Source organism: Streptomyces sp. C1-1, assembly GCF_050214755.1.
Lineage (GTDB): Bacteria > Actinomycetota > Actinomycetes > Streptomycetales > Streptomycetaceae > Streptomyces.
In genome coordinates this window covers 5,046,686-5,073,423 of the sequence record NZ_CP189826.1, presented here as the reverse complement: position 1 = coordinate 5,073,423, position 26,738 = coordinate 5,046,686, and the positions used below count along the sequence as shown (strand labels likewise).

The 26,738-nt window shown below is 72.0% G+C and carries 25 protein-coding genes; 17 read left to right on the top strand and 8 right to left on the bottom strand.

From position 1 onward, the window contains the following. Nucleotides 1-128: 128 nt before the first annotated feature. From pdhA (ACQF4J_RS23150) to ACQF4J_RS23120, 7 genes are read left to right on the top strand one after another with little or no spacing between them, the layout of a single operon-like run. Complete coding sequence (gene pdhA, locus ACQF4J_RS23150) at nt 129-1,262, top strand: pyruvate dehydrogenase (acetyl-transferring) E1 component subunit alpha (protein WP_249841175.1); 1,134 nt, start codon at nt 129-131, stop codon at nt 1,260-1,262. Further along, nucleotides 1,262-2,266 (top strand): alpha-ketoacid dehydrogenase subunit beta, encoded by a 1,005-nt coding sequence (locus ACQF4J_RS23145; RefSeq protein WP_058924254.1) that lies wholly within the window; start codon nt 1,262-1,264, stop codon nt 2,264-2,266. Before pdhA (ACQF4J_RS23150) ends, ACQF4J_RS23145 begins: the two co-directional genes overlap by 1 nt. Further along, a complete protein-coding gene (locus ACQF4J_RS23140; protein ID WP_351569379.1) occupies nt 2,266-3,684 on the top strand; it encodes a dihydrolipoamide acetyltransferase family protein in 1,419 nt (472 codons plus the stop codon). The genes ACQF4J_RS23145 and ACQF4J_RS23140 overlap by 1 nt, the downstream gene beginning before the upstream one ends. Nucleotides 3,685-3,738: 54 nt before the next feature. Next, nucleotides 3,739-4,656: an NTP transferase domain-containing protein gene (locus ACQF4J_RS23135; protein ID WP_427166747.1), complete on the top strand. Its 918-nt coding sequence runs from the start codon at nt 3,739-3,741 to the stop codon at nt 4,654-4,656. Beyond that, a complete protein-coding gene (locus ACQF4J_RS23130) occupies nt 4,653-6,023 on the top strand; it encodes a molybdopterin molybdotransferase MoeA (RefSeq protein ID WP_427166746.1) in 1,371 nt (456 codons plus the stop codon). The genes ACQF4J_RS23135 and ACQF4J_RS23130 overlap by 4 nt, the downstream gene beginning before the upstream one ends. Beyond that, entirely contained in the window at nt 6,020-7,117 is a 1,098-nt protein-coding gene (locus ACQF4J_RS23125) for a potassium channel family protein (protein ID WP_427166745.1), read from the top strand. Before ACQF4J_RS23130 ends, ACQF4J_RS23125 begins: the two co-directional genes overlap by 4 nt. Nucleotides 7,118-7,143: 26 nt before the next feature. Beyond that, a complete protein-coding gene (locus ACQF4J_RS23120; RefSeq protein ID WP_351804137.1) occupies nt 7,144-8,121 on the top strand; it encodes an NAD(P)H-quinone oxidoreductase in 978 nt (325 codons plus the stop codon). Between the two features lie 48 nt (nt 8,122-8,169). Here ACQF4J_RS23120 and ACQF4J_RS23115 read toward each other — a convergent pair whose 3' ends face one another. Then, nucleotides 8,170-8,859 carry a hypothetical protein gene (locus ACQF4J_RS23115; RefSeq protein WP_351804135.1) on the bottom strand — a complete coding sequence of 230 codons (690 nt, stop codon included), beginning with the start codon at nt 8,857-8,859 and terminating at the stop codon, nt 8,170-8,172. Between the two features lie 79 nt (nt 8,860-8,938). Here ACQF4J_RS23115 and ACQF4J_RS23110 point away from each other — a divergent pair, with 79 nt between their 5' ends. Then, nucleotides 8,939-9,511, top strand: a complete 573-nt coding sequence (locus ACQF4J_RS23110) for a PadR family transcriptional regulator (RefSeq protein WP_351569356.1) — start codon at nt 8,939-8,941, stop codon at nt 9,509-9,511. A 66-nt stretch (nt 9,512-9,577) separates the two neighbouring features. Then, nucleotides 9,578-10,120 (top strand): bacterial proteasome activator family protein, encoded by a 543-nt coding sequence (locus ACQF4J_RS23105; protein ID WP_351569353.1) that lies wholly within the window; start codon nt 9,578-9,580, stop codon nt 10,118-10,120. Between the two features lie 107 nt (nt 10,121-10,227). Here ACQF4J_RS23105 and ACQF4J_RS23100 read toward each other — a convergent pair whose 3' ends face one another. Continuing rightward, on the bottom strand, nt 10,228-11,865 hold the full coding sequence (locus ACQF4J_RS23100) for a protein kinase domain-containing protein (protein WP_427166744.1): 1,638 nt from the start codon (nt 11,863-11,865) through the stop codon (nt 10,228-10,230). Between the two features lie 337 nt (nt 11,866-12,202). Between ACQF4J_RS23100 and ACQF4J_RS23095 the strand changes: the two genes are divergently transcribed. Beyond that, entirely contained in the window at nt 12,203-13,771 is a 1,569-nt protein-coding gene (locus tag ACQF4J_RS23095) for a protein kinase domain-containing protein (RefSeq protein WP_351569347.1), read from the top strand. A 7-nt stretch (nt 13,772-13,778) separates the two neighbouring features. On the opposite strand, the gene ACQF4J_RS23090 is transcribed toward ACQF4J_RS23095, so the two are convergent. After that, a complete protein-coding gene (locus ACQF4J_RS23090; RefSeq protein ID WP_427166743.1) occupies nt 13,779-14,810 on the bottom strand; it encodes a phosphotransferase in 1,032 nt (343 codons plus the stop codon). Between the two features lie 523 nt (nt 14,811-15,333). On the opposite strand from ACQF4J_RS23090, the gene pdhA (ACQF4J_RS23085) reads away from it, so the two are divergent. Genes pdhA (ACQF4J_RS23085) through ACQF4J_RS23075 form a run of 3 tightly spaced genes read left to right on the top strand, consistent with a single transcriptional unit; the run spans nt 15,334 to nt 18,908 of the window. Next, nucleotides 15,334-16,512, top strand: coding sequence for a pyruvate dehydrogenase (acetyl-transferring) E1 component subunit alpha (pdhA, locus tag ACQF4J_RS23085; protein ID WP_351569342.1), 1,179 nt, complete (start codon nt 15,334-15,336; stop codon nt 16,510-16,512). Nucleotide 16,513: 1 nt separating this feature from the next. After that, complete coding sequence (locus ACQF4J_RS23080; RefSeq protein ID WP_058924242.1) at nt 16,514-17,494, top strand: alpha-ketoacid dehydrogenase subunit beta; 981 nt, start codon at nt 16,514-16,516, stop codon at nt 17,492-17,494. Between the two features lie 10 nt (nt 17,495-17,504). Continuing rightward, complete coding sequence (locus ACQF4J_RS23075; protein ID WP_351569337.1) at nt 17,505-18,908, top strand: dihydrolipoamide acetyltransferase family protein; 1,404 nt, start codon at nt 17,505-17,507, stop codon at nt 18,906-18,908. A gap of 93 nt (nt 18,909-19,001) precedes the next feature. Here ACQF4J_RS23075 and ACQF4J_RS23070 read toward each other — a convergent pair whose 3' ends face one another. After that, entirely contained in the window at nt 19,002-19,664 is a 663-nt protein-coding gene (locus ACQF4J_RS23070; RefSeq protein ID WP_351569481.1) for a class I SAM-dependent DNA methyltransferase, read from the bottom strand. A 45-nt stretch (nt 19,665-19,709) separates the two neighbouring features. Next, entirely contained in the window at nt 19,710-20,612 is a 903-nt protein-coding gene (locus tag ACQF4J_RS23065) for a D-alanyl-D-alanine carboxypeptidase family protein (protein ID WP_351569330.1), read from the bottom strand. A 208-nt stretch (nt 20,613-20,820) separates the two neighbouring features. On the opposite strand from ACQF4J_RS23065, the gene ACQF4J_RS23060 reads away from it, so the two are divergent. Further along, nucleotides 20,821-21,483 carry a GntR family transcriptional regulator gene (locus ACQF4J_RS23060; protein ID WP_351569327.1) on the top strand — a complete coding sequence of 221 codons (663 nt, stop codon included), beginning with the start codon at nt 20,821-20,823 and terminating at the stop codon, nt 21,481-21,483. Next, entirely contained in the window at nt 21,480-22,793 is a 1,314-nt protein-coding gene (locus ACQF4J_RS23055; RefSeq protein WP_427166742.1) for an MFS transporter, read from the top strand. Before ACQF4J_RS23060 ends, ACQF4J_RS23055 begins: the two co-directional genes overlap by 4 nt. Nucleotides 22,794-22,878: 85 nt before the next feature. Here the strand turns inward: ACQF4J_RS23055 and ACQF4J_RS23050 are convergent, their stop codons facing one another. Further along, entirely contained in the window at nt 22,879-23,703 is an 825-nt protein-coding gene (locus ACQF4J_RS23050) for a maleylpyruvate isomerase family mycothiol-dependent enzyme (protein ID WP_351569321.1), read from the bottom strand. A gap of 182 nt (nt 23,704-23,885) precedes the next feature. On the opposite strand from ACQF4J_RS23050, the gene ACQF4J_RS23045 reads away from it, so the two are divergent. Then, nucleotides 23,886-24,683, top strand: a complete 798-nt coding sequence (locus ACQF4J_RS23045; protein WP_351569319.1) for a carbon-nitrogen family hydrolase — start codon at nt 23,886-23,888, stop codon at nt 24,681-24,683. 137 nt (nt 24,684-24,820) lie between these two features. Here ACQF4J_RS23045 and ACQF4J_RS23040 read toward each other — a convergent pair whose 3' ends face one another. Beyond that, nucleotides 24,821-25,312, bottom strand: coding sequence for an LURP-one-related/scramblase family protein (locus tag ACQF4J_RS23040; protein WP_351569316.1), 492 nt, complete (start codon nt 25,310-25,312; stop codon nt 24,821-24,823). A gap of 244 nt (nt 25,313-25,556) precedes the next feature. Between ACQF4J_RS23040 and ACQF4J_RS23035 the strand changes: the two genes are divergently transcribed. Further along, nucleotides 25,557-26,417, top strand: a complete 861-nt coding sequence (locus ACQF4J_RS23035; protein ID WP_351569313.1) for a calcium-binding protein — start codon at nt 25,557-25,559, stop codon at nt 26,415-26,417. Nucleotides 26,418-26,459: 42 nt separating this feature from the next. On the opposite strand, the gene ACQF4J_RS23030 is transcribed toward ACQF4J_RS23035, so the two are convergent. Continuing rightward, a complete protein-coding gene (locus tag ACQF4J_RS23030; RefSeq protein WP_058924231.1) occupies nt 26,460-26,711 on the bottom strand; it encodes a DUF6458 family protein in 252 nt (83 codons plus the stop codon). Nucleotides 26,712-26,738: the final 27 nt, after the last annotated feature.

The window sequence follows — 26,738 nt, the reverse complement described above, 5'->3', positions numbered from 1 at the left end:
TGCAGAACCGATTGTCCACAGCCTGAAGGGGCCTGTAGCCAAAATGTGCCGACGACCGAACAATCGGTAGGTGAGGCGGGTCACAGCCGACGCGCCTCCCGTAGCCGCTCCCACGAGGAGGTGCCGTCATGACGGTCATGGAGCAGCGGGGCGCGTATCGGCCATCGCCGCCGCCCGCCTGGCAGCCCCGCACCGACCCCGCGCCGCTGCTGCCCGACGCGGAGCCCTACCGCGTTCTCGGCACCGAGCGGGCGGCGAAGGCCGACCCGGCGCTGCTGCGCCGCCTGTACGCCGAGCTGGTGCGCGGCCGCCGTTACAACGCGCAGGCCACCGCGCTGACCAAGCAGGGGCGGCTCGCCGTCTACCCCTCCACCACCGGCCAGGAGGCCTGCGAGGTCGCCGCCGCGCTCGCCCTGCGGGAGCGCGACTGGCTCTTCCCCAGTTACCGCGACACCCTCGCCGCCGTGGCCCGCGGCCTGGATCCCGTGCAGGCGCTCACCCTCCTGCGCGGCGACTGGCACACCGGCTACGACCCGCGCGAGCACCGCGTGGCGCCCCTGTCGACGCCGCTCGCCACCCAGCTCCCGCACGCCGTGGGCCTCGCGCACGCCGCCCGCCTCAAGGGCGACGACGTCGTCGCGCTAGCCATGGTCGGCGACGGCGGCACCAGCGAGGGCGACTTCCACGAGGCGTTGAACTTCGCCGCCGTCTGGCAGGCGCCGGTCGTCTTCCTGGTCCAGAACAACGGCTTCGCGATCTCCGTCCCGCTGGCCAAGCAGACCGCGGCCCCGTCGCTGGCCCACAAGGCCGTCGGCTACGGCATGCCCGGCCGCCTGGTCGACGGCAACGACGCGGCCGCCGTGCACGAGGTCCTCACCGACGCCGTACGACACGCGCGCGAGGGCGGCGGCCCCACGCTGGTCGAGGCGATCACCTACCGCATCGACGCCCACACCAACGCCGACGACGCCACCCGCTACCGGGGCGACACCGAGGTCGAGGCCTGGCGCGCGCACGACCCGATCACCCTCCTGGAGCACGAGCTGACCGAGCGCGGCCTCATCGACGAGGACGGGATGCGGCAGGCGCGCGAGGCCGCCGAGACCATGGCCGCCGACCTGCGCGAACGCATGAACCAGGACCCGGTGCTCGACCCGATGGACCTCTTCGCCCACGTCTACGCCGAGCCCACCCCGCAACTGCGCGAACAGCAGGCCATGCTGGCGGCCGAGCTCGCGGCGGAACAGGAAGGCGGCCACTGATGACCACCGTCGCCCTCAAACCGGCCACCATGGCGCAGGCCCTCACGCGCGCGTTGCGCGACGCCATGGCAGCCGACCCGTCCGTGCACGTCATGGGCGAGGACGTCGGCACCCTCGGCGGCGTCTTCCGCGTCACCGACGGGCTCGCGAAGGAGTTCGGCGAGGACCGCTGCACCGACACCCCGCTCGCCGAGGCCGGCATCCTCGGCACGGCGGTCGGCATGGCGATGTACGGCCTGCGCCCCGTGGTGGAGATGCAGTTCGACGCGTTCGCCTACCCGGCGTTCGAGCAGCTCATCAGCCACGTCTCCCGCATGCGCAACCGCACCCGCGGCGCCATGCCCCTGCCCATCACCATCCGCGTCCCCTACGGCGGCGGCATCGGCGGCGTCGAGCACCACAGCGACTCCTCCGAGGCGTACTACATGGCGACTCCGGGGCTCCATGTCGTCACGCCCGCCACCGTCGCCGACGCCTACGGCCTGCTGCGGGCCGCGATCGCCTCCGACGACCCCGTCGTCTTCCTCGAACCCAAGCGGCTGTACTGGTCGAAGGACACCTGGAACCCCGAGGAGCCGGCGGCCGTAGAGCCGATAGGCCGCGCGGTGGTGCGGCGCCCGGGCCGGAGCGCCACGCTCATCACGTACGGACCGTCGGTGCCCGTCTGCCTCGAAGCAGCCGAGGCGGCGCGGGCCGAGGGCTGGGACCTCGAAGTCGTCGACCTGCGCTCGCTGGTGCCGTTCGACGACGAGACGGTCGCCGCCTCGGTGCGGCGCACCGGGCGCGCGGTCGTCGTGCACGAGTCGGGCGGGTTCGGCGGCCCGGGCGGGGAGATCGCGGCCCGGGTCACGGAGCGCTGCTTCCACCACCTGGAGGCGCCCGTGCTGCGCGTGGCCGGGTTCGACATCCCGTACCCGCCGCCGATGCTGGAGCGTCACCACCTGCCCGGCGTGGACCGGATCCTGGACGCCGTCGGGCGTCTGCAGTGGGAGGCCGAGAGCTGATGGCACAGGTGTTGGAGTTCAAGCTCCCCGACCTCGGGGAGGGCCTCACCGAGGCGGAGATCGTCCGCTGGCTGGTGGAGGTCGGCGACGTCGTCGCCATCGACCAGCCGGTCGTCGAGGTCGAGACGGCCAAGGCGATGGTCGAGGTGCCCTGCCCCTACGGCGGTGTGGTCACCGCCCGCTTCGGCGAGGAGGGCACCGAACTTCCCGTCGGCGCCCCGCTGCTGACGGTGGCGGTGGGCCCGCAGTCCTCCGACGGCGAGCCCGAGGGCTCCGGGAACGTGCTGGTGGGATACGGCACCGGGGCGCCTCCGGCGCGCAGGCGGCGGGTGCGTCCGACGATGCCCGGCCGGTCCGCCCCAGGATCCGCCCCAGGACCCGCCGACGACGGGGCCGACGGCAGGATCGCGCCCGCCGTGGGGCGGGGACCGCAGCGGCACAACGGGACGCTGGCCACGGCCGTCGTCCCGGACACGGCCAGGCCCGAAGGTGTCGTGGCCGGGACCGAAGGTGTCCTGGCCAGGCCGGATGGCCCCGTACCGGTCATCTCGCCCCTCGTCCGCCGCCTCGCCCGTGAGAACGGCCTGGACCTGCGGGAGTTGACCGGCTCCGGCCCCGACGGGCTGATCCTGCGCGCCGACGTCGAGTACGCGCTGCGCGCCGCCGCGCAACGCCCCCTGGCACCGGCACCGGCCCCGGCCGCCCGGGTGACCGCCCCGGCCGCCCCCGGGGAAATCCGCATCCCCCTCAAGGGCATCCGCGGTGCCGTCGCCGACAAGCTCTCCCGCAGCCGGCACGAGATACCGGACGCGACCTGCTGGGTGGACGTCGACGCGACCGAGCTCATGCGGGCGCGTGCCGCGATGAACGCCGCGGGCGGGGCCAAGATCTCCCTGATCGCCCTCCTGGCCAGGATCTGCACCGCCGCCCTCGCCCGTTTCCCCGAGCTCAACTCCACGGTGGACACAGCGGCCAGGGAGGTCGTCCAGTTCGACCACGTGCACCTCGGCTTCGCCGCGCAGACCGAACGCGGCCTGGTCGTACCGGTCGTACGGGACGCCCACGCGCGCGATGCCGAGTCGCTCACCGCGGAGTTCGCCCGGCTGACCGAGGCGGCCCGCACCGGCGGGCTCACACCCGGGGAACTCACCGGCGGCACCTTCACGTTGAACAACTACGGCGTGTTCGGCGTCGACGGCTCCACGCCGATCATCAACCACCCCGAGGCCGCCATGCTCGGCGTCGGCCGCATCGTCCCCAAGCCATGGGTGCACGAGGGCGAGCTGGCGGTGCGCCAGGTCGTCCAGCTCTCGCTCACCTTCGACCACCGGGTGTGCGACGGCGGCACGGCGGGCGGCTTCCTGCGGTACGTCGCGGACTGTGTGGAACAGCCCGCGGTGCTGCTGCGCACCCTGTGACGCAGGGACCACCCGCACGTTCCCTGTGATCGCGACGGCACGCATACTCATGGGGTGACCTCGTACGAGCGCTCGGACGTCCTCGGCACCGCATACGACGCCGTCGTGCTCGCCGGGGGCGCCGCGCGGCGGCTCGGCGGCGCGGACAAGCCCGGTGTGCAGGTCGGCGGGCGGGCGCTGCTCGACCGGGTGCTCGCCGCCTGCGCCGACGCGCGCACGACCGTTGTCGTGGCCGACCCGCGTCCCACCCCGCGGCCCGTGCTGTGGGCTCGCGAGGACCCGCCCGGCTCGGGCCCGCTCGCCGCGCTCGGTGCCGGGCTGCGCCACACCACCGCCGAACAGGTCGTCGTCCTCTCCGCCGACCTGCCCTTCCTCGGCGCGCCGACCGTACGGCGGCTGCTCGCGGCCCTGCGCGCGGGCACCGCCGACGGCGCCCTCCTCACGGACGCCGAGGGCCGCGACCAACCCCTCGTCGCCGCCTACCGCAGCCCCGCACTGCACCGCGGGCTGTCCGGTCTCACCGAGGAGCACACCGGCCTCACCGGCCTTCCGCTGCGCCGGCTGACGGCCGGCCTCGACCTCACCCGCGTCCCCGACCCCGTCGCGTCCTTCGACTGCGACACCTGGGACGACATCGCCACCGCCAGGGCACGCATCAGGGAGCATGGGCACGTGTTGGATGAATGGATCTCCGCAGCCAAGGACGAGCTGGGCATCGACCTCGACGTCGACACCGGCGTCCTGCTCGACCTCGCCCGCGACGCAGCCCACGGCGTGGCCAGGCCCGCCGCACCGCTGACCACCTTCCTCGTCGGCTACGCGGCCGGACGGGCCGGCGGCGGCCCCGAAGCCGTCGCCGAGGCGGCCCGCAAAGCCGCCGCCCTCGCCCTGCGCTGGGCCGACGAGGCCGCCGACGCCAAGCCCGACGCCGCCCCGGACGCCACGCCCGAAACCCGACCGGACGCCGGATGACCGCCCGCTCCACCCGGACCGGCGAGGACGCCGAGGACCTCGACGTCGAGGAGGTGCTGGCGCTCGTGAACGAGCACAACGGCCCCGGCGGCCACGTGCCCTCGCCCGCCGCGCAGCACACCCACCCGGCCGGGCCCGGCACACCGCAGGCCCGGCACAGGGCGACCCCCTGGCCCGAGGCCCGTGCGATCGCCGCCCGGGCGGCCCGCTCCGGCACCCGCGCCGTACGCCGCGACCCGGTCTCCGTCCCCCTCGACACGGCCCTCGGCCTCACCCTCGCCGCCCCGCTCGAGGCCCTCACCGACCTGCCCTCCTTCGACACCTCGGCGATGGACGGCTGGGCGGTCGCGGGCCCCGGCCCCTGGGACGTACGGGACGAGGGAGTGCTGGCCGGGCACGCCGAACCGCGGCCGCTCACCGACGGCGAGGCCGTCCGCATCGCCACCGGCGCCCGAATCCCCCCGGACACCACCGCCGTCCTGCGCACCGAACACGGCCGCACCGACGCCCAGGGCCGGCTGCACGCCCTCCGCGACATGCACCACGGCCAGGACATCCGCCCGCGCGGCCAGGAGTGCCGCTCCGGCGACCAGCTGCTTCCCGTCGGCACCATCGTCACCCCGGCCGTCCTCGGCCTCGCCGCGGCCGCCGGCTACGACACCCTCACCGCCGTACCCCGCCCTCGCGTCGAAGTCCTCGTGCTCGGAGACGAGTTGCTGACCGAGGGGCGCCCGCGCGACGGCCTGATCAGGGACGCGCTCGGCCCGATGCTTCCGCCCTGGCTGCGGGCGCTCGGCGCGGAGGTCACCGCCGTACGCAGGCTCGGCGACGACGCGAAGGCCCTGCTCAAGGCCGTCAACAACTCCACCGCCGACCTGATCGTCACCACCGGCGGCACCGCCGCCGGCCCGGTCGACCACGTCCACCCCATCCTCGAACGCATCGGCGCCGAACTCCTCGTGGACGGCGTCAAGGTGCGCCCCGGCCACCCCATGCTGCTGGCCCGGGTGAACGACGGCCGGCATCTCGTCGGCCTGCCCGGCAACCCCCTCGCCGCCGTCTCCGGCCTGCTCACGCTCGCCGAGCCCCTGCTGCGCACCCTCGCGGCCCGTCCCGCCCCGGAGCCGTACACGCTGCCGATGCGGGACGAGGCCCACGGGCACCCCTACGACACCCGGCTCATCCCCGTCGTCCTGCGCGGCGACCGGGCCGTGCCGCTGCACTACAACGGCCCGGCCATGCTGCGCGGCATCGCGGCGGCCGACGCCCTCGCCGTCGTACCGCCCGGCGGTGCTCGTGCGGGTGAGGAGCTCGAACTCCTCGACCTGCCCTGGGCGTCCGCCGGAATCGGGGTGTGTTTCACGTGAAACTTCCGGGCCATGACGCGATCGCCCGCCAGGCGGACGAACATCTCGTGACCCATCGGGTGAAACTTCCGCGGAAGGTGGTCGAACGGCCGATCCGGCAGGTCGCCAAGCGGCTGTTACTGGCACTGTTCGTCCTGGTCGCGACCGCCTTCATCGTCTACGCCGACCATGACGGCTACAACGACAACTCCGACGGCTCGGTCGACCTGCTCGACGCCTTCTACTACGCCACCGTCACCCTCTCCACCACCGGATACGGCGACATCACCCCGGTCGGCGACACCGCCCGGCTCACCAACATCTTCGTCATCACGCCCCTGCGCGTGCTCTTCCTGATCATCCTGGTCGGCACCACCCTCGAGGTCCTCACCGAGCGGACCCGGGAGGAATGGCGCCTGAGCCGCTGGAGGTCCGCCTTGCGCGATCACACCGTCGTCGTCGGCTTCGGGACGAAGGGGCGCTCGGCGATCCAGACCGTCTGCGCGACGGGGCTGAGGAAGGAGCAGGTCGTCGTGGTCGACCCCAGCTCCAAGGTGATCGACGCCGCCACGGCCGACGGCTACGCGGGTGTCATGGGCGACGCGACCCGCAGCGAGGTGCTGAAGCGGGCCGAGGTGCAGCGGGCGCGGCAGATCATCATCGCGACCCAGCGCGACGACACGGCGGTGCTGGTGACGCTGACGGCCCGGCAGCTCAACCGGGGGGCCAAGATCGTGGCCGCGGTGCGCGAGGAGGAGAACGCCCCGCTGCTGCAGCAGTCCGGTGCCGACGCGGTCATCACCAGCGCCAGCGCGGCCGGCCGGCTGCTCGGCCTGTCCGTGCTCAGCCCCGCCGCCGGAATGGTGATGGAGGACCTCATCCAGCAGGGCAGCGGGCTCGACATGGTCGAACGGCCGGTGGTGAAGGCCGAGGTGGGCAGGGGACCGCGGGATACCGACGACCTGGTGGTGAGCGTCGTACGCGGGCACCGGGTGCTCGGATACGACGATCCCGCGATCGGCACGCTGCAGTTGACGGACCGTCTGATCACGATCGTGCGGGCGACGCCCGACGCGAAGGTCACGCCCGACCTGCGTCCCATACCGCAGGACTGAGACGGCCGAGGGGTAGCGTCGCCTTCATGCATGCGATCACGATTCCCGAACCTGGTGGACCCGAGGCGCTGGTGTGGGACGAGGTCCCCGATCCGGAGCCCGGTGAGGGCGAGGTCCTGGTCGAGGTGGTGGCCAGCGCCGTCAACCGCGCCGACATCCTGCAGCGGCAGGGCTTCTACGACCCGCCGCCCGGCGCGTCCGCGTATCCGGGCCTGGAGTGCTCCGGCCGGATCGCCGCCCTCGGTCCGGGCGTCTCCGGATGGTCCGTCGGCGACGAGGTGTGCGCGTTGCTCTCGGGCGGCGGTTACGCCGAGAAAGTCGTCGTTCCCGCGGGCCAACTGCTGCCGGTGCCCGAGGGGGTGGAGCTGCGGCAGGCGGCCGCGCTGCCGGAGGTGGTGTGCACCGTCTGGTCGAACGTCTTCATGATCGCTCACCTGCGGCCGGGGGAGACGCTGCTGGTGCACGGCGGTTCCAGCGGCATCGGCACGATGGCGATCCAGCTCGCCAAGGCCGTCGGCGCCAAGGTCGCCGTGACCGCGGGCACCAAGGAGAAGCTGGACCGCTGCGCGGAGCTGGGTGCCGACATCCTGGTCAACTACCGGGAGCAGGACTTCGTCGAGGAGGTCGGGCGGGCCACGGACGGTGCCGGTGCCGACGTCATCCTCGACAACATGGGCGCCAAGTACCTCGACCGCAACGTCAAGGCCCTCGCCGTCAACGGCCGGCTCGCGATCATCGGCATGCAGGGCGGCATCAAGGGCGAGCTGAACATCGCCGCGCTGCTGAACAAGCGCGCCGCCATCAGCGCGACCTCGCTGCGGGCCCGTCCGCTCGGTGAGAAGGCGGCGATCGTGGCGGCCGTACGCGAACACGTCTGGCCGCTGCTGACCGCCGGCCACGTCCGTCCGGTCGTCGACCGCGAGGTGCCGATGAGCGACGCGGCGGCCGCGCACCGGGTGGTGGAGGAGAGCGGGCACATGGGCAAGGTGCTGCTGGTGGTGTAAGGCCCATGGGCACGGTGCTGGTGGTGAGGCGGTGGGCTGCGACAGGCTCTACACCCGCCGCAGCCGCAGCCCGACGAAGGCGAGGCCCAGGCCGAGTCCGATCAGGACCAGTCCGCTGCCCAGCGGCAGGATCCGCAGGACGGGCTCGGTGGGGGCCACGGCGCGCGTGACGGCCTGCCGGTCCGGCCCGGAGGAGGCCGCCGGGGTGACTTGCCCGGACGGAGCCGAGCCGACGGCCTCCGGGCTCTCGGCGGCGCCTCCGTCGTCCGCGTTCTCCTCCGGATCGGCCGTGGGTGTCTCCTCCTGCTCCTGATCCGTCGGATCGGCCGTGGGCGTGTCCTGCTCCGGCCGTCCGGGCCGCTGCCGCCCCTCCCCGGCGGCACTCCCGGCGCGTGACGGTTCGGCGGCCGGCGCGTCACTGGAAGCCGGCGCGTCTCTGGAAAACAGCGGGACGGGCACCCGTACGGCCTCGTGCGGCCCGACGAGGTGTTGTGCGGGGGCACCGGCCCGCGCCGGCGCGCTCTCGTGCGCCCGGGCCGTTTTCCGCGCCCCCGGCGCCGGACCGCCGCCGTCCCACCGCGGGCCCGCGACGGCATATGGTCCGGGACGCCCGAAGCCGCCCCCTTCCCCGGCCTCCGGCACACCCGCGTACGACACCCCGCCCGCACACAGCGGACCCAGCACCCCCACCGCCACCAGCAGTCCCGTCGCCCCCGCGTCACGCACCCATCGAGTCACGTGACCAGCGTCACACCGTGGGAGCCGTCCGGCATTCCGGGATCCGCCAAACACACCGAACCCGCTGCACAATCCGGGTATGTCGATACGTCACGGGCTCCTGGCACTTCTGGAACGCGGCCCCCGCTACGGCTCGCGGCTGCGGACCGAGTTCGAGGAGCGCACGGGGACGACCTGGCCGCTCAACATCGGGCAGGTCTACACGACGCTCGGCCGACTGGAGCGGGACGGAATGGTCACGCAGGAGGGTGAGGACGAGGCCGGGCGGGTGCTGTACGCGCTGACGCCGGCCGGGCGGGCCGAGCTGCGGGCCTGGTTCGCCCGGCCCGTGGAGCGGGCCAGCCCGCCGCGCGACGAGCTGGCGATCAAGCTGGCCATGGCGGTCGGGGCGCCCGGCGTCGACATCCGGAAGGTCGTCGAGGCCCAGCGCCGGCACGTGACGGACGCGCTGCACGAGTACGTACGACAGCGGGCCCAGGTGCTGTCCCGGGCGCACGCCCGGACGGACGAGGTGGCGCGGCTGCTGGTGCTGGAGCAGCTGATCTGCCACACGGAGGCCGAGATCCGCTGGCTGGAGCACTGCGAGACCCGGCTGCTGCGGCTGACGGCCACGAAGGAGGGCGGCGGCCGAACGGAATCCTCCGCACCGTAAACGGTGGATCACCCTTCATGGGGGGCACGACGGTGATGAGATGCACGGGTGCGAGAGAATGGCGGCATGGAGATGCCGAGGAACGAACGGTCGCCGGAGAATCCACAGATCCTGGTCGTGGGCCAGGACGGCATGGCGATTGGCGGCGGAAGCGACGACGACTCCCGCGAGATTCCGGTGACGGAGCAGGTCGAGCAGCCGGCCAAGGTGATGCGGATCGGCAGCATGATCAAGCAGCTCCTGGAGGAGGTGCGCGCGGCTCCTCTGGACGAGGCGAGCCGGGCCCGGCTCAAGGACATCCACCGCAGCTCGGTCAAGGAGCTGGAGGACGGTCTGGCACCGGAGCTGGTGGAGGAGCTGGAGCGGCTGTCCCTGCCCTTCCAGGAGGAGGGCACTCCCAGCGACGCCGAACTGCGCATCGCGCAGGCCCAGTTGGTGGGCTGGCTGGAGGGTCTGTTCCACGGCATCCAGACCACGCTGTTCGCCCAGCAGATGGCCGCGCGGGCCCAGCTGGAGCAGATGCGCCGCGCCCTCCCGCCGGGCGTCGGCGGTCATGAGATGGGCGAGGACGGCCACGCGCAGGGCCGTTCGGGCGGACCGTACCTGTAAGGACGTACAAGCCCCCGAGGGCGTACAAGCCGCCCGAGGACGTACACACGGACAAGCACAGGGCCCGGCAGCCAGGAGGCTGCCGGGCCCTTCGTCCGTGCGCGGGGTCAGGACGGGTTGCCGGTCGAGACCTGGAGCGTGATCGTCGGCATGCTGTCCGGGTCGACGTCCGTGTCGGCGGCCGGGTCCTGGTCGATGACCGCGCCCTCGCCGTAGGTGTTCTCGTCGTAGTTCTCGACCTTGTACGACCAGCCGGCCGCGTCCAGGCACGCCTTCACCGAGTCGATGTACTTGAACCGGAAGTCCGGGACCTCGATCTTGTTCTCGTCGGTGTACGACTCCTGCGGGTCCGTGCACTCCGTCTTGTCGATCACCTTGGTCTTGTCCGGCCCGCGGTAGTCCGCCGCGTGCGTGGTCGACGTGGTCGGGTCGGCGCCGGCACCGCCGCTGCCCCCGCTGTTGTTGTCGTTGCTGCCGCTCCCACCGCTGTTGAACAGCACCGCCGCCAGCAGGCCGGTGACGGCGATGATCCCGACGATGATCGAGATGACGATCACCGGCTTGTTGCCCCGGTCGCCGGACGGGGGGACGGGCGTCGAGGGCTGCGGCGTGATGTTGTACGGCGGCGGGGTCTGCGGCTGCTGGGTGTAGGGCGCCGGGGTCTGGTAGCCGCCCTGCTGCGGATAGCCGTACGACGGAGTCGGCGCGGGCGTGCCGTACGGGTTCGGGACCGGGGTCGGCTGGTACGGCGTCTGGACCGGGCCCGGCGGCGGGGTCGCCTGGCTGACCGGCGGGAACACCGCCGCCCCGACACCGGCGCCGCTCGCGCTCGGCGTGCCGGTGACGATGCTCGGCGGGGCGGGCTGGAAGGAGGCGGCCACGCGCAGGCACTCGTCGCGCATGGCGACGGCGTTCGGGAAGCGTTCGTTCGGGTTCTTCTTCAGCGCGCGGGCGATCAGCGCGTCCACCGCGGGCGGCAGGGAGCGGTTGATCGAGGAGGGCGCGACCGGCTCCTCCTGCACATGCGCGTAGGCGATGGCGAGCGGCGAGTCCGCGTCGAACGGCAGCCGCCCGGTGACCAGTTGGAACAGCATGATGCCGACCGAGTACAGGTCGGAGCGGGCGTCGACCCCGCGGCCGAGGGCCTGCTCGGGCGAGAGGTACTGCGGGGTGCCCACGACCATGCCGGTCTGCGTCATGGAGGTGACGCCGGACTGCATGGCGCGCGCGATGCCGAAGTCCATCACCTTGACCACGCCGCGCTTGGTCACCATCACGTTGCCCGGCTTGATGTCCCGGTGGACCAGGCCCATCTCGTGGCTGATCTCCAGCGCGGCCAGCACGTCCGCGGTGACCTTGAGCGCCTTGTCGGCGGGCATCGCACCGAACTGCCGTACGTCCTCGTCGAGCACGGAGCCGAGCGGGCGGCCCTCGACGTACTCCATGACGATGTACGGCGTCGTGGCGTCGGCGACGGTGTCCTCGCCGGTGTCGAAGACGGAGACGATGTTGGTGTGCGTGAGCTTGGCCACTGCCTGCGCCTCACGGCGGAAGCGCTCACGGAAGGCCTGCTCCCGGCCCAGTTCGGTGTGCAGGGTCTTGATCGCGACCTGCCGGTCGAGCACCGAGTCGTAGGCGAGATGAACGGCGGCCATGCCGCCCTGGCCGAGCAAGTCGCGCAGCTGATAGCGGCCGCCGGCGAGCGACTGACCCGCGTACCGGTCCTGTGCGCCGTCCTGGCTCATGTGTCCGTGTCCCCCATCGGCCTTCCGGCGCCGGCCCGCTCGTTGTTGATCGAATGGCTCATTCCCGGCCAAGTCTGCCCCAGGGCACTGACACGTCAAGCGCGGTGCCCGATCCGTGACCGTACGCGAAAGAAGCGTCGCGCGAGCGTTACAGAGGCTGTACGGCCGGTACACGAAATTTGCACGTCGGCATCGGATGACGGTTTGATGGCCGGTCCGTCTCGTGCCGGTTCCGGCCCCCTTCTCGGACCGGCGGCTTGCGTTGAGGCTGTAGCGTGGCCGACGGAGACCGTAACAACACCGCGCGCACCGCGGGCAGAAACGACGGCGAGGACTGATGGAGCAGCAGCAGCGCGCTCAGGGCCCGTCCGACCCCGAGGCGACTGGCGGCGGTATGTCAGATGCGCCGGAGATGTGGGGCAACGGCGGGCTGGTCGGCGACGGCCGATATCGGCTGACCCGCAGACTCGGCCGGGGCGGCATGGCGGAGGTGTTCGCCGCGGAGGACGTGCGCCTCGGGCGCACCGTCGCGGTGAAGCTGCTGCGCGCCGACCTCGCCGAGGATCCGGTCTCCAAGGCCCGCTTCACGCGCGAGGCGCAGTCGGTCGCGGGCCTCAACCACCACTCCATCGTCGCCGTGTACGACTCCGGCGAGGACTACGTGGGCGGCCAGAGCGTCCCCTACATCGTGATGGAGATCGTCGAGGGCCGCACCATCCGCGACCTCCTGATCAACGCCGAGGCGCCGGGTCCCGAGCAGGCCCTGATCATCGTCTCCGGGGTACTGGAGGCGCTGGCCTACTCGCACCAGCACGGCATCGTGCACCGCGACATTAAGCCGGCGAACGTCATCATCACCAACAACGGCGCGGTCAAGGTGATGGACTTCGGCATCGCCCGCGCCCTGCACGGCGCGTCCACGACGATGACGCAGACCGGCATGGTCATGGGCACCCCGCAGTACCTCTCCCCGGAGCAGGCGCTCGGCAAGGCCGTCGACCACCGCTCCGACCTGTACGCGACCGGCTGCCTGCTCTACGAACTCCTCGCCCTCAGGCCCCCGTTCGTCGGCGAGACCCCGCTGTCGGTGGTCTACCAGCACGTCCAGGACATCCCCGTGCCGCCGTCGCAGGTCTCCAACGGCGGCTGCCCGCCGGAGCTGGACGGCCTGGTCATGCGCTCCCTCGCCAAGGAGCCCGACGACCGCTTCCAGACCGCGGAGGAGATGCGCGGGCTGGTCCAGTACGGCCTGCAGATGCTCTACGACCAGGGCGGCCACACCGGCACCTGGAACACCGGCCCGGTGGACATGCACGAGGGCCGGCACACCCCGGCCGCGGGCTTCGCCGGCACGACCGTGATGCCCCACCCCGCCGACTCGGGCGCGGGCACCACGCAGATCCCGCAGCCGATCCTGCCCCAGGGCTACGGCGGCGCGGACGACGGCGGCTTCGAGGGGCACGGCAACCGGGGCAGCGGCCGCGGCAAGCTGTGGATCCTGGCCGTCCTCGCGGTGATCGCGATCGCCGCGGGCGTCGCGCTGGCGCTGCAGAACGCAGGCGGCTCCGGCGGCGGGAAGCCCACGAAGTCGCCGACCGCCTCGCAGTCCACCAAGGACGACACGGCCTCCGAGACGCCGAGCGACGAGTCGACCGACCAGCCCACCGACACGTCCACGGACAACGGCACCGCGGGCAACGGATCGGGGGACTACACGCCCTCCTACACCCCGTCGTCCACGCCGTCCGTGAGCAAGAGCAGCGAGCCGACCGACGAGCCGACGACGAGCGACCCGACGCCGTCCGCGCCGACGTCGAGCGCGCCGCCGGCGCCGTCGGACACGGCGACGGACCCGACGGCCGGCAGCGACAACGGCGGCACCTCCGGGCTCGGGGGCGGTCTCTGACCCGCGGTCACCCCGCGAAGGCCTCGCACACCGCGTCGTACTCCCGCGTCCACCACACGGCGAGTGCCGAGGCGGCCGGAAACTGGGGGTCGGCGCGGGTGTCACCGCGCTCGTAGTGCCAGCGCAGCATCCAGAAGTCGTTCAGCCGCTCCCACCACACGCGGTGCACGGCCGCCGCGAGCTGGGAGGGCGTGGCCCCGGCCGTGCGCCGGTACGCGCGCGCGTACGCCCGGACCTTCGGCAGGTCGAGCGCGCCGACGGGCCGCACGAAGAAGATCGCGGCGGCCCGCACCGCCTCCTCGGCGCGCGGGCGCAGGCCCAGCCGGTCCCAGTCCACGATCGCGGCGGGGGCGTCGCCCTTGTAGAGCAGGTTGAACGGGTGGAAGTCGCCGTGCACCCAGCCCACCGAGCCGCCGCGTGGGGGACGCCGGTCGGCGTGCTGTTCCAGCAGCGCGCGCCGCTCCAGGAGCCGGTGGCGGGCCAGTTCGTCGAAGGAGTCCGCCGGGTGGTGGCGCCGTACCCGGCCGAGCAGGTCGTCGATGAGGGTGAAGGTGTCGGCGGGATCGGTGCTGTCGGCTGCCCCCGGCTCCTCCGCGCACGCCCGCGCGTGCGCCGGCATCACCCGCTCCAGGCTGGCGTGTACGACGCCCAGGAGCGCCCCCAGCCGCTCGCACTGGCCGGAGGTGAGCTGGCCGCCGTGCCGGTGCCGCCCCTCGATCCAGGGATGCAGGGCGTAGGCGTGGCCGCCGACCACGGCGACCGTGCGCCCGTCCCGGCCGGGCAGCGGCGGTGCCACCGGGACGCCCAGGTCGGCCAGGCGCTGGGTGGCCCGGTGCTGGCGGGCGATGGCGGCCGGGTCGGCGGTCTCGGGGTCGAAGTGGTGCTTGAGGAAGTAGCGGCCGCGGGTGGTGCACAGGCGGTAGCCGCGGTTCAGCAGGCCCTGGTCGACGGGCTCGCAGTCGACGGCGCTGCCGGCCGTGTAGTGGCGCAGCAGGGCGCCCAGCGGGGGCGCGTGGGGTGGTACATGGGAGCGCGGCACGCGCCAGATGGTAGGGCACGGGCCAGGCCTGTGAGCTGGGCGTTGTCACAGGCAGTCGCATTCGGTCACGGCATGTGCTCGAAGTGGCGATCCAGGGCACCGTGGGTCGAGCGCGCGGTCCCGAACCGCGGCCCGGCGCTCAGGAGCCGTTCTCACCCGGGGAGCGGATCTCCCGCCACGGAAATGGACCCTTCCCGTGACCTGGGTCACCGGGATAACGTGCCGTTGTTCCGGCCCCCTGCAAGGCTGTGACCAGGAGTTGTTCCCGCCTTCTGCGATTTACTTGGAAATCCAAGCAAAATCCCAGGTCAGGAGGGGTTTCACAGAAATGTGGAGCACTGGGTAACGTGCCTTCTGCAGGGCGCTCGCCGGGGCACCTGTCACGCCTGTTCCCGACCGGACGCACCCACCCTGTGCGTCCCCAGGGCTTCAGGTGAGCCGCTCCCCCAGGCTCCTGAACGGAGCTGGGGGGACCCCCAGGCATCCGGCGAACCCGGGTGGCCGGACCGACGGAGGAGCACACGTGACCGTGGAGAGCACTGCCGCGCGCAAGCCGCGACGCAGCGCCGGGACCAAGAGCACGGCCGGCAAGCGAACGACCGCGAGCAACGCGCAGGGCGCCGAGCCCGAGCTGGTACAGCTGCTGACGCCCGAGGGCGAGCGCGTCAAGAACGCCGAGTACGACAAGTACGTCGCCGGCATCACCCCCGATGAGCTGCGCGGCCTGTACCGCGACATGGTGCTCACCCGCCGCTTCGACGCCGAGGCCACCTCGCTGCAGCGCCAGGGCGAGCTCGGGCTGTGGGCCTCGCTGCTCGGTCAGGAGGCCGCCCAGATCGGCTCCGGCCGGGCCACCCGCGAGGACGACTACGTCTTCCCCACCTACCGCGAGCACGGCGTCGCCTGGTGCCGCGGAGTCGACCCGGCCAACCTGCTCGGCATGTTCCGCGGCGTCAACAACGGCGGCTGGGACCCCAACAGCAACAACTTCCAGCTCTACACGATCGTCATCGGCTCCCAGACCCTGCACGCCACGGGCTACGCCATGGGCATCGCCAAGGACGGCGCGGACAGCGCGGTGATCGCCTACTTCGGCGACGGCGCCTCCAGCCAGGGCGACGTCGCGGAGTCCTTCACCTTCTCCGCGGTCTACAACGCCCCGGTGGTGTTCTTCTGCCAGAACAACCAGTGGGCGATCTCCGAGCCGACCGAGAAGCAGACCCGCGTGCCGCTGTACCAGCGCGCGCAGGGCTACGGCTTCCCGGGCGTGCGGGTCGACGGCAACGACGTCCTGGCCGTCCTGGCCGTCACCAAGTGGGCGCTGGAGCGGGCCCGCACCGGTGAGGGACCGACGCTGGTGGAGGCCTACACCTACCGCATGGGCGCCCACACCACCTCCGACGACCCCACTCGCTACCGCGGCGACGAGGAGCGGCTGGCCTGGGAGGCGAAGGACCCGATCCTGCGGCTCCGCCGGTACCTGGAGGCCTCGAACCACACGGACGAGGGATTCTTCACGGAACTGGAGGAGGAGTCCGAGGCGTTGGGCAAACGAGTGCGCGAGGCGGTCCGTGGCATGCCGGACCCGGACCACTTCGCCATCTTCGAGAACGTGTACGCGGACGGGCACGCGCTCGTCGACGAGGAGCGAGCCCAGTTCGCCGCCTACCAGGCGTCGTTCGCCGACGGAGAGGGGGCCTGACATGGCAGCCGAGAAGATGGCTCTGGCCAAGGCGATCAACGAGTCGCTGCGCCGCGCCCTGGAGTCCGACCCCAAGGTCCTCGTCATGGGCGAGGACGTCGGCAAGCTCGGCGGCGTCTTCCGCGTGACCGACGGTCTGCAGAAGGACTTCGGCGAGAGCCGGGTGATCGACACCCCGCTGGCCGAGTCCGGCATCGTCGGCACCGCGATCGGCCTCGCCCTGCGCGGCTACCGCCCGGTGGTGGAGATCCAGTTCGACGGCTTCGTCTTCCCCGCCTACGACCAGATCGTCACGCAGCTCGCGAAGATGCACGCGCGCTCGCTGGGCAAGGTCAAGCTCCCGGTCGTCATCCGCATCCCCTACGGCGGCGGCATCGGCGCGGTCGAGCACCACTCCGAGTCCCCCGAGTCGCTGTTCGCGCACGTGGCCGGACTGAAGGTGGTCTCGCCGTCGAACGCCTCCGACGCGTACTGGATGATGCAGCAGGCCATCCAGAGCGATGACCCGGTGATCTTCTTCGAGCCGAAGCGGCGCTACTGGGACAAGGCCGAGGTCAACCCCGAGGCGATCCCCGGCCCCCTGCACAAGGCGCAGGTCGTCCGGGCGGGCACGGACCTGACCCTGGTCGCCTACGGCCCCATGGTGAAGCTCTGCCAGGAGGTCGCCGACGCGGCCGCCGAGGAGGGCAAGTCCCTGGAGGTGCTGGACCTGCGCTCGGTCTCGCCGCTGGACTTCGACGCCATCCAGGCGTCGGTGGAGAAGACCCGCCGGCTGGTGGTCGTGCACGAGGCACCGGTGTTCTTCGGCTCGGGCGCGGAGATCGCCGCCCGGATCACCGAGCGCTGCTTCTACCACCTGGAGGCCCCGGTGCTGCGGGTGGGCGGTTACCACGCCCCGTACCCGCCGGCCCGCCTGGAAGAGGAGTACCTGCCGGGCCTGGACCGGGTACTCGACGCCGTCGACCGCGCCCTGGCGTACTGAGGAGAGGGGCGTGACGACGATGACGGAAGCATCCGTGCGCGAGTTCAAGATGCCGGACGTGGGCGAGGGGCTCACCGAGGCCGAGATCCTCAAGTGGTACGTCCAGCCCGGTGACACGGTCACCGACGGGCAGGTGGTCTGCGAGGTCGAGACGGCCAAGGCGGCCGTCGAGCTGCCCATCCCGTACGACGGTGTCGTCAGGGAGCTGCGCTTCCCCGAGGGCACCACGGTGGACGTGGGCACGGCGATCATCGCGGTCGACGTGTCGGGCGGCGCCGCACCCGCGCAGGCGGCCCCGGCCGAGAGCGCGGCCCCCGCCGCCGAGGAGAAGAAGCCCGAGGCCCGCCAGCCGGTCCTCGTCGGCTACGGAGTCGCCACCTCCTCCACCAAGCGCCGTCCGCGCAAGGGCCCGGAGGTCGTGGTCTCCCAGGCCTCGACGGCGATCCAGACCGAGCTGAACGGCCACGGCCCGGCCGCCGCCGCGCCCGCGGTGACGGCCGAGCGGCCGCGCCCGCTGGCCAAGCCGCCGGTGCGCAAGCTGGCCAAGGACCTGGGCGTGGACCTCGCCACGGTGATCCCGTCCGGCCCGGACGGCATCATCACGCGGGACGACGTCCACGCGGCGGTGGCACCGCCGGCCCCCGCGGCCGCGCCCGCCCCGGTGGAGACGCCGGTCGCGGCGGCCCCCGCGCCGGCCGCGTCGTACGACACGGCCCGTGAGACCCGGGTGCCGATCAAGGGCGTGCGCAAGGCGACGGCCCAGGCGATGGTCGGTTCGGCGTTCACGGCGCCGCACGTCACGGAGTTCGTGACGGTGGACGTCACGCGCACCATGAAGCTGGTCGAGGAGCTCAAGCAGGACAAGGAGTTCGCGGGCCTGCGCGTGAACCCCCTGCTGCTGATCGCCAAGGCCCTGCTGGTCGCCGTCAGGCGCAACCCGGACATCAACGCGTCCTGGGACGAGGCGGCCCAGGAGATCGTGGTCAAGCACTACGTCAACCTGGGCATCGCGGCGGCCACCCCGCGCGGTCTGATCGTGCCGAACGTCAAGGACGCCCACGCCAAGACGCTGCCGCAACTGGCCCAGTCCCTGGGCGAACTGGTGTCGACGGCCCGTGAGGGCAAGACCTCGCCCGCCGCGATGCAGGGCGGCACGGTGACCATCACCAACGTCGGTGTCTTCGGCGTCGACACCGGCACCCCCCTGCTCAACCCCGGCGAGTCCGCGATCCTCGCGGTCGGCGCGATCAAGCTCCAGCCGTGGGTGCACAAGGGCAAGGTGAAGCCGCGTCAGGTCACCACCCTGGCCCTGTCCTTCGACCACCGTCTGGTCGACGGCGAACTCGGCTCCAAGGTCCTGGCCGACGTGGCCGCGATCCTGGAGCAGCCCAAGCGGCTGATCACCTGGGCATAGCGCCCGGGCCGTGAGAGCGGCGCCGCGCAGGACGAAACGCAAGAGCCGCGCGTCCCCGAGGGGGGCGCGCGGCTTCTGTCTGCGCCGGCGCGCTCACCCGGTCCGGCCGCCCTTACGCGCAAACACCGTCACGAAGCTCCGGGTGCCGGCATCCGCCCGTTCCTGCACCACACGGGCGGTCACGGTCAGCCCGGCCCGTTCCAGCAGCTCCACGAGCCGTTCCAGTGGCAGCAGATGGGACTCGTACGACACCGGACGGCCGCCGTAGGCCCGCGTCGGCCGGGTCCGCTCGCCGGCGCCCGCGTGGCCCGCCAGCATCAGCAGGCCGCCGGGCGCGAGCGTGCGGTGGAACTCGGCGTAGACGACGGGGAGTTCGTCCGGCGGGGTGTGGTGGGTGGAGTAGTGGGCCAGGATGCCGCCGAGGGTCCCGTCCCCGATGCCGAGAGCGGTCATCGAGCCCACCGTGAAGGCGAGGTCCGGGTGTGCGCGCCGGGCCAGTTCGACCATCCTCGGCGACAGGTCGACGCCGAGGACGGGGACGTCCATCCCGGCCAGATGGGCGGTCACGAAACCGGGCCCGCAGCCGAGGTCGGCGACCGGGCCGGAGCCCGCCTGCCGCACCGTCTCGGCGAACGCGCCGAGCAGGGCGCGGGCCAGCGGATCCAGGTCTGCCGGCCGTGGCACCTGCTCGGCGTAGGCGTCGGCGACGGTGTCGTAGGACTCCCGGACGGCGTCGAGATACGACGCCTCACTCACCCCGGGGCCCCACGGACCGTCGCCCGTCGCGGTCATGCGTGAGAGTCAGCTGATCTTCGCGTAGCCGTAGTTGATGAGCTTCTTCACGTCCGAGGTGCGGTCGGTCGCGGATGGGGCGGTCATGACGGCGCCCATGACCGACTCGCCGTTCAGCGTGGCGGCGAACACGAGACAGTAGTGGGCATCGGGGCCCGAGCCGGTCTTGATGCCGAGCGTGCCGTTCCAGCCGAGCAGCGTGTTGGTGTTCGTCCACGTGCTCATCGTGCGCGTGGCCCCGGAGCTCGTGATCGTCTTCGCCGTGTACGACTTGGTCTTCACGACGGTCTTGAACGCGGTGCTCTTCATGACGCTGCGGGCGACCTTCGTCAGGTCGCGCGGCGTCGAGTAGTTGGAGCCGTTGCTGAGGCCGTCGAACGAGTCGAAGTGCGTGTTCGTCATGCCGAGGCTCTTGGCCATCGTGTTCATCTTGCCGATGAAGTTCTTGGTGCGGGCCGAGGGCGTCGTGCCGGAACCGAACTTGTCGGCCAGCGCGAACGCGGCGTCGCAGCCGGAGGGCAGCAGCATCCCGTACAGCAGCTGACGGACGGTGACCTTGTCGCCGACGATCAGGTGGGCCGAAGAGGGGTAGCCCTGGGCGACCATGTAGTCGCTGACGGCCTTCTTGATCGTGACCTTGGTGTCCAGGTTCAGGTTCGACTGCGAGAGCACGACCTTCGCGGTCATGATCTTCGTCGTGGAGGCCGTGAGCCGCTTCGTGTCGGCGGCCTTGGTGAACAGGGTCTTGCCGGTGGCGCTGTTCATCAGGTAACCGCCCTTGGCGGTGATGGTGGGCGTCGTGACAGCCTGCGCCGGTGCCGCGGTGAGAGCTCCGGTGGCGAGCACTGCGCCGGCCGTGACGGCGACGGCTGCGGCTCTGCGGACACGGAAGCCCTTGATGGCGGTTTTCAACTCAAATACCCCGATTACGTCGAATGCCCGTGAAATGCGGCCGAGTTGGAGGGGGGAAAGCGGGGCCGCACATGTGTGACACGTAATTAGCACAGATGGTTGTGCGCCTGCTGAGCCGGGCCTGCCTTCTGTGACGACGTTGGTACAGAAGGGTCCGCATGATGGACCGGGGATTCTTATGCGTACGTGTTGTATCTATGCTGTTCGCATGACCGGCCCCGGCATTCTGACCACCAAGCGGCCTCCCGCCGCCGACCGCGTGTACACCCACGTCAAGCAGGGCGTCCTGGAGCGCCGCTACGAGGGCGGGACCCTCCTGACCGAGGGCGAGCTCGCCGAGGCCGTCGGGGTCTCGCGCACACCGGTGCGCGAGGCGCTGCTGCGCCTGGAGGCGGAGGGCCTGATCAGGCTCTACCCGAAGAAGGGAGCGCTGGTCCTGCCCGTCTCCGCCCAGGAGATCGCGGACGTGGTCGAGACCCGCCTGCTGGTCGAGGAGCACGCCGCCCGCAAGGCCGTACCGGCGCCCGCAGGGCTGATCGGCCGTCTGGAGGAGCTGCTGGCCAGGCAGAAGGAGCAGGCCGCCGCCGGCGACCTGGCCGGGGCCGCCGTCACCGACCGCTGCTTCCACGCCGAGATCGTCCGCAGCGGCGGCAACGAGATCCTCTCCCGTCTCTACGACCAGCTCCGCGACCGCCAGTTGCGCATGGGCGTCGCGATCATGCACTCCCACCCGGACCGGATCGCCAAGACCCTCGCCGAGCACGAGGAGATCCTCCAGGCACTGCGGTCCGGGGACCCGGAGGCCGCGGTCGCGGTGGTCCACCGGCACGTCAGCTGGTTCTCGCACCTCGCCCGGGGTGAGGTCCGATGAGCAGCTCCTCCTCGTCCGCGACGATCACCCTCCCGGGTGATCCGCCGGGCGGTCGGCGCGCGATGGCCGTCTGGGCGGTCGGCGTCTCCGTCTACTTCGTCGCCGTCATCTTCCGTACGTCCCTGGGCGTGGCCGGCCTGGACGCCGCCGACCGCTTCCATGTGAACGCCTCCGCGCTGTCGACCTTCTCGATCCTGCAGCTGCTGGTCTACGCCGGCATGCAGATACCGGTCGGCCTCCTGGTGGACCGGCTCGGCACCAAGAAGGTGCTGACGATCGGCGTCGTGCTGTTCACCGCGGGCCAGCTCGGCTTCGCCTTCTCCCCCTCCTACGGCACGGCCCTCGCATCCCGCGCCCTGCTCGGCTGCGGCGACGCGATGACGTTCATCAGCGTGCTGCGGCTCGGCACCCGCTGGTTCCCGGCCCGGCGCGGCCCGTTGGTCGCCCAGCTCGCGGGCCTGGTCGGCATGGCGGGCAACCTCGTCTCCACCCTGGTCATCGCCCGGCTGCTGCACGGCGTCGGCTGGACCGCGGCCTTCGCGGGCAGCGCGCTCGCCGGAGTCGTCGTCCTCGTCCTGATGCTGCTGTTCCTCAAGGACCACCCCGAGGGTCACGAACCGGAGCCCGTGCCGCACCAGGGAGCGGCGTACGTCCGCCGTCAGATCGCCGCCTCCTGGCGGGAGCCGGGCACGCGCCTCGGCCTGTGGGTGCACTTCACCACCCAGTTCCCGGCGATGGTGTTCCTGCTGCTGTGGGGCCTGCCCTTCCTGGTCCAGGCGCAGGGCCTGTCCCGGGCCACGGCGGGCGAACTGCTGACCCTGGTCGTGCTGTCGAACATGGTGATCGGGCTCGTCTACGGCCAGATCGTCGCCCGGCACCACGCCGCCCGGCTGCCGCTGGCGCTCGGCACGGTCGGCGCGACGGCGCTGATGTGGGCGGTGGCGCTGGTCTGGCCGGGCGAGCACGCGCCGATGTGGCTGCTGGTCGTGCTGTGCGCGGTGCTCGGGGCCTGCGGACCGGCGTCGATGATCGGCTTCGACTTCGCCCGCCCGGCCAACCCGCCCGAGCGGCAGGGCACGGCCTCCGGCATCACCAACATGGGTGGTTTCGTGGCCTCGATGACCACACTGTTCCTGATCGGCGTCCTGCTGGACGCGACCGGCGACGACTACACCGTCGCCTTCTCCGCGGTGTTCGTGCTCCAGGCACTGGGCGTCGGTCAGATTCTGCGGCTGCGCGGGCGGGTGGCCCGGCGCGAGCGGGAGCGGCTGGTGGCCAGCCGGGTGGAGACGGTGCACGTACCCGCCTGACACGCACGGTCCGCCTCCAGGGCCCAGTCCCCGACCGGCACAGGGCGCACCCTGTGCCGGTCGGAGCCGGGCCCCACGCGTCTCGCTACCGCGTCACCGCGAAGTTCCGCAGGATCGCCGCCGTCAGCTGGGGGTCGCCCTCCGCCTTCACCCGGTCCGCCACCGCGTCCGCCGTCACCCGGCCGCAGGCCAGGCGCACATACGTCTCCCAGTCGAGGGTGAGCGTGGCGGCGGGGCCGAGCGCGGGAGCCGTCTCCAGGGTCCCGCGGCCCTGGATGTCGACCCGGATGGTGCGCAGGAACTCGATGGGCCCGTGCACGTCGAAGACGATCGCCGAACTGCGCGGCGCGTCCGCCCGTTCGGCCACGACCGCGGGCAGCTCGCCGAGCAGCACGTCCCGCGCGATGTGCGCGCCGGGGGAGTCCAGGTTGCCCGGCCGGCCGAGGGCCGCCCGCAGGTCCTGCTCGTGCACCCACACGTTGAACGCGTGGGACCGCATGGCCTCCTCCAGCGTCAGCTCGGTGCCGAGCGGACCGCGCACCTTGGTGCCCGGGTCCCGGGACTCGTTGCGCAGCTGGCGGTTGCGGCGGATGATCACGTACTCCAGCTCGGAGGTCATCTCCGGCGCCGTGTGGTGGCGGCGCACGTCGACCTGCATCTCCATGTAGCGCTGGTGGTCGTTGGTGACGTGGAACAGATCGCGCGGCAGCGTGTGGATGGGCCGCGGGTCCCCGAGCATCTCGCAGTCCAGTCCCATGACATGGGAGACGATGTCGCGGACCGACCAGCCCGGGCACGGCGTCCGCCGGTTCCACTCTCCCTCCACAAGCGGCCCCACCAGCTCGGATATCGCTTCGATCGAATGGGTCCAGGCGTCGGCGTAGGGCTGGAGGGTGGGATGCAGACTCACGGAACGGGACCCCTCGGCGGTCGGTACACGGGCGGTTGGTGGCAGCGTTGCCAGCGGGAGGTGGCTGCACTCGGCGGGTGTCTTGGAACGCTAAGTTACGCTGCTGTGAGGCACCCCGGCAGTGCTTTCGTGTGACGATCGTAGGCCTGTATCAACGGCTCGAATGCCAGGACGGTGGTAGTGTGCGCGCCTCCCTCATCCAGATCGCCGTAGAAGAGGGCGAATCGGTCGAAGCGCGTCGCAGGCGTGTGGCGTCCCTGGTGAGGGAGCAGGCCGGGGCCGATCTGGTCGTGCTGCCGGAGCTGTGGACCACGGGCGCCTTCGCCTACGAGGAGTTCGGCACCGAGGCCGAGCCGCTGGAGGGCCCGACCTACGAGGCCATGGCCAAGGCGGCGAGCGACGCGGGCGTGTGGCTGCACGCGGGCTCGATCCCCGAACGGGACCCCGACGGGCCGCTCTACAACACCTCGCTGCTCTTCTCGCCGACCGGCGACCTGGCCGCCGCCTACCGCAAGATCCACCGCTTCGGCTTCGACAAGGGCGAGGCCGTGCTGATGGGCGCGGGCCGCGAACTGGTGACGGTCCGGCTGCCCGGGACGACCCTCGGTGTCGCCACCTGCTACGACCTCCGCTTCCCCGAGCTCTTCCGCGCCCTCGTCGACGCCGGCGCCGAGACCCTGGTGGTCCCGGCGGGCTGGCCGGAGCGCCGCCGGGCGCACTGGACGCTGCTGGCCCGGGCGCGGGCGGTGGAGAACCAGGCGTTCGTGCTCGCCTGTGGAACGGCCGGGACCCACGCGGGAGTTCCGCAGGCGGGTCACTCGATCGTGGTGGACCCCTGGGGCGAGGTGCTGGCCGAGGCGGGCGGCGCCGAGGAGATCCTCACCGTGGACTTCGACCCCGCGAAGGTCGCCACGACCCGGGAGCAGTTCCCGGCCCTGAAGGACCGCATGCTGGGCCTGGACCCCCCGCACAGGCTCTAAGCCCCGTCGTGGGTCGCCGATGCTCCGCGTCGACTCCCTCCTCCGCCCTGCGGCCGCACGCACCGGAGCCCGCGGCGGGTCGGTCCTGAGGCGCCGTCTCCCGCAGCCGAGCTGATCCACACGGCAGGCCCTGGCCCTCAGCCGTCCCGGTCCTTCTCCGCCAGGTGGATCACGCACACCGCCACCGCGATCAGCAGCGCCGGGTCGGCGTCGTCGCGGACGATGTCGACGCCGTAGGTCTCCCGGACGTGCAGCCAGCGCCGGGAGACGACCGCGAGCAGCTCGCCGTCGTACTCGACGGCGAACTCCCGGTCCAGGATCTTGCCGCTGACGTCGAGTTCGGAGCCGTCGGCCAGGGACACCCGGTAGTGGTTGCGCAGCAGGGACAGGCGCTTGCGCCTGATGGTGGCGAGGGCTTCGCCGTCCCGTTCGATCACCATCGTGTCGCGCAGCGCGAACATCTTCTGGTGGATGTCGATCAGGACCCGCCCCTGGGTGTCCTTCAGCTCGAAGGTGTCCCTCAGGCGCATGGCCTTGCCGTCGACGAGGAACGCCTTGTCGCCGCGCTCGTCCTCGATCCAGTAGTCCTCGCCGAAGCCGAGGAGCCGGTCGCGTACCTGGAATCTCATGTCTCCACCCCTTCCCCGGCCGCGGGCCCGGAACGCCGCCGGTAGGCCGACGGGCTGACGCCCCTTGCGCACCGCACGCGGCCGGGCCCCGACCTGACCGGACCCCGTACCCGACCGGGCCGCCGGGTGTCCTGAAGATGAACTTCCCTCGCGTGCACGGCAGTTGTCCAACCAAAGGCGGGACCGCCGAGTCGGACCAGGCACAGGGCGCACCGCGCCGCACATCCCTTCCGGAGGTCTCGTCATGCTCTCTCGTCCCGTCCGCCGCCGGGTGACCCGCACCGTCTCGTCGGCGGCCCTCGTCCTCGGCACGGCCCTGGCCGCCCCGCTCGCCCTGTCCGGCACCGCCGGCGCGGCGACCGCGTCGGCCAGTGCCTCGGTCAACCAGTACGACTGGCAGCTCACCTACCGGGCCGCCGCCGGCCAGGCCAACAAGGCCACCGTCACCGCGTCGCTCACCGCCGACAAGACGGGCATCACGTACCTGATCGACGACGTCGTCCCGATCGACGCGGGCCACGACTGCGTCCACCCCGCCGCCTCGGATCTCACCAAGGTCTCCTGCACGGTCACCTTCGTGGACAGCCAGGACCCCTACCCGGGCGTGATCGTGGACCTCGGCGACGGCAACGACACGCTCAAGTACGCCAACGGCACCGACCAGATCTACACCTACGCCCAGATCACCCTGGGCACCGGCAACGACCGCGCGACCGACTCCGGCCGCCTCGACGGCGCCTACGTCTCGGGCGGCGCGGGCAACGACACGATCACCGTCGGCGCGGAGGGCCTGGCCTGGGGCGAGGACGGCAACGACACGATCACCGCGAGCGGCGGCGACAACATCGTGCAGGGCGGCCGGGGCAACGACGTGCTGCACGGCGGGAACGGCGCCCAGTACCTCTCCGGCGACGACGGCAACGACACCGTCACCGGCGGATCGGACGCCGACTCCCTCTACGGCGGCAAGGGCAACGACGTCCTGTACGGCAACAGCGGCAACGACAAGCTCTACGGCAACAGCGGCAACGACAGGCTGTACGGCGGCCCCGGCAACGACACCCTCTCCGGCGGCCCGGGCAAGGACGTGGTCCGCCAGGGCTGAGAGAGGTCCGGTCGGCTGCCCCGGCCGACCGGACCCTTGTGTTCAGACGCCGTAACCGTCGCTGTAGCCGTCCCGCCGGTGCGTGGCGCGCTCCTCGTCGATGACCGGCGTCGTGGGCGGTACCACCACTCGGCGCCGTCGGGCGATGCTGCTGAAGGTGCTCACACCGATCAGCCCGACGATCATGAGGATGATGCCGACCAGATCGAGGTTGACCCCCTGCATGTGCCAGTCGGTCGCGAAAGTGAGGATGGCTCCCGCGGCGATGAGGATGATGCATCCGCCGAGGCCCATGAGTGTCGCCTCCCTGTCCGGTCCGGT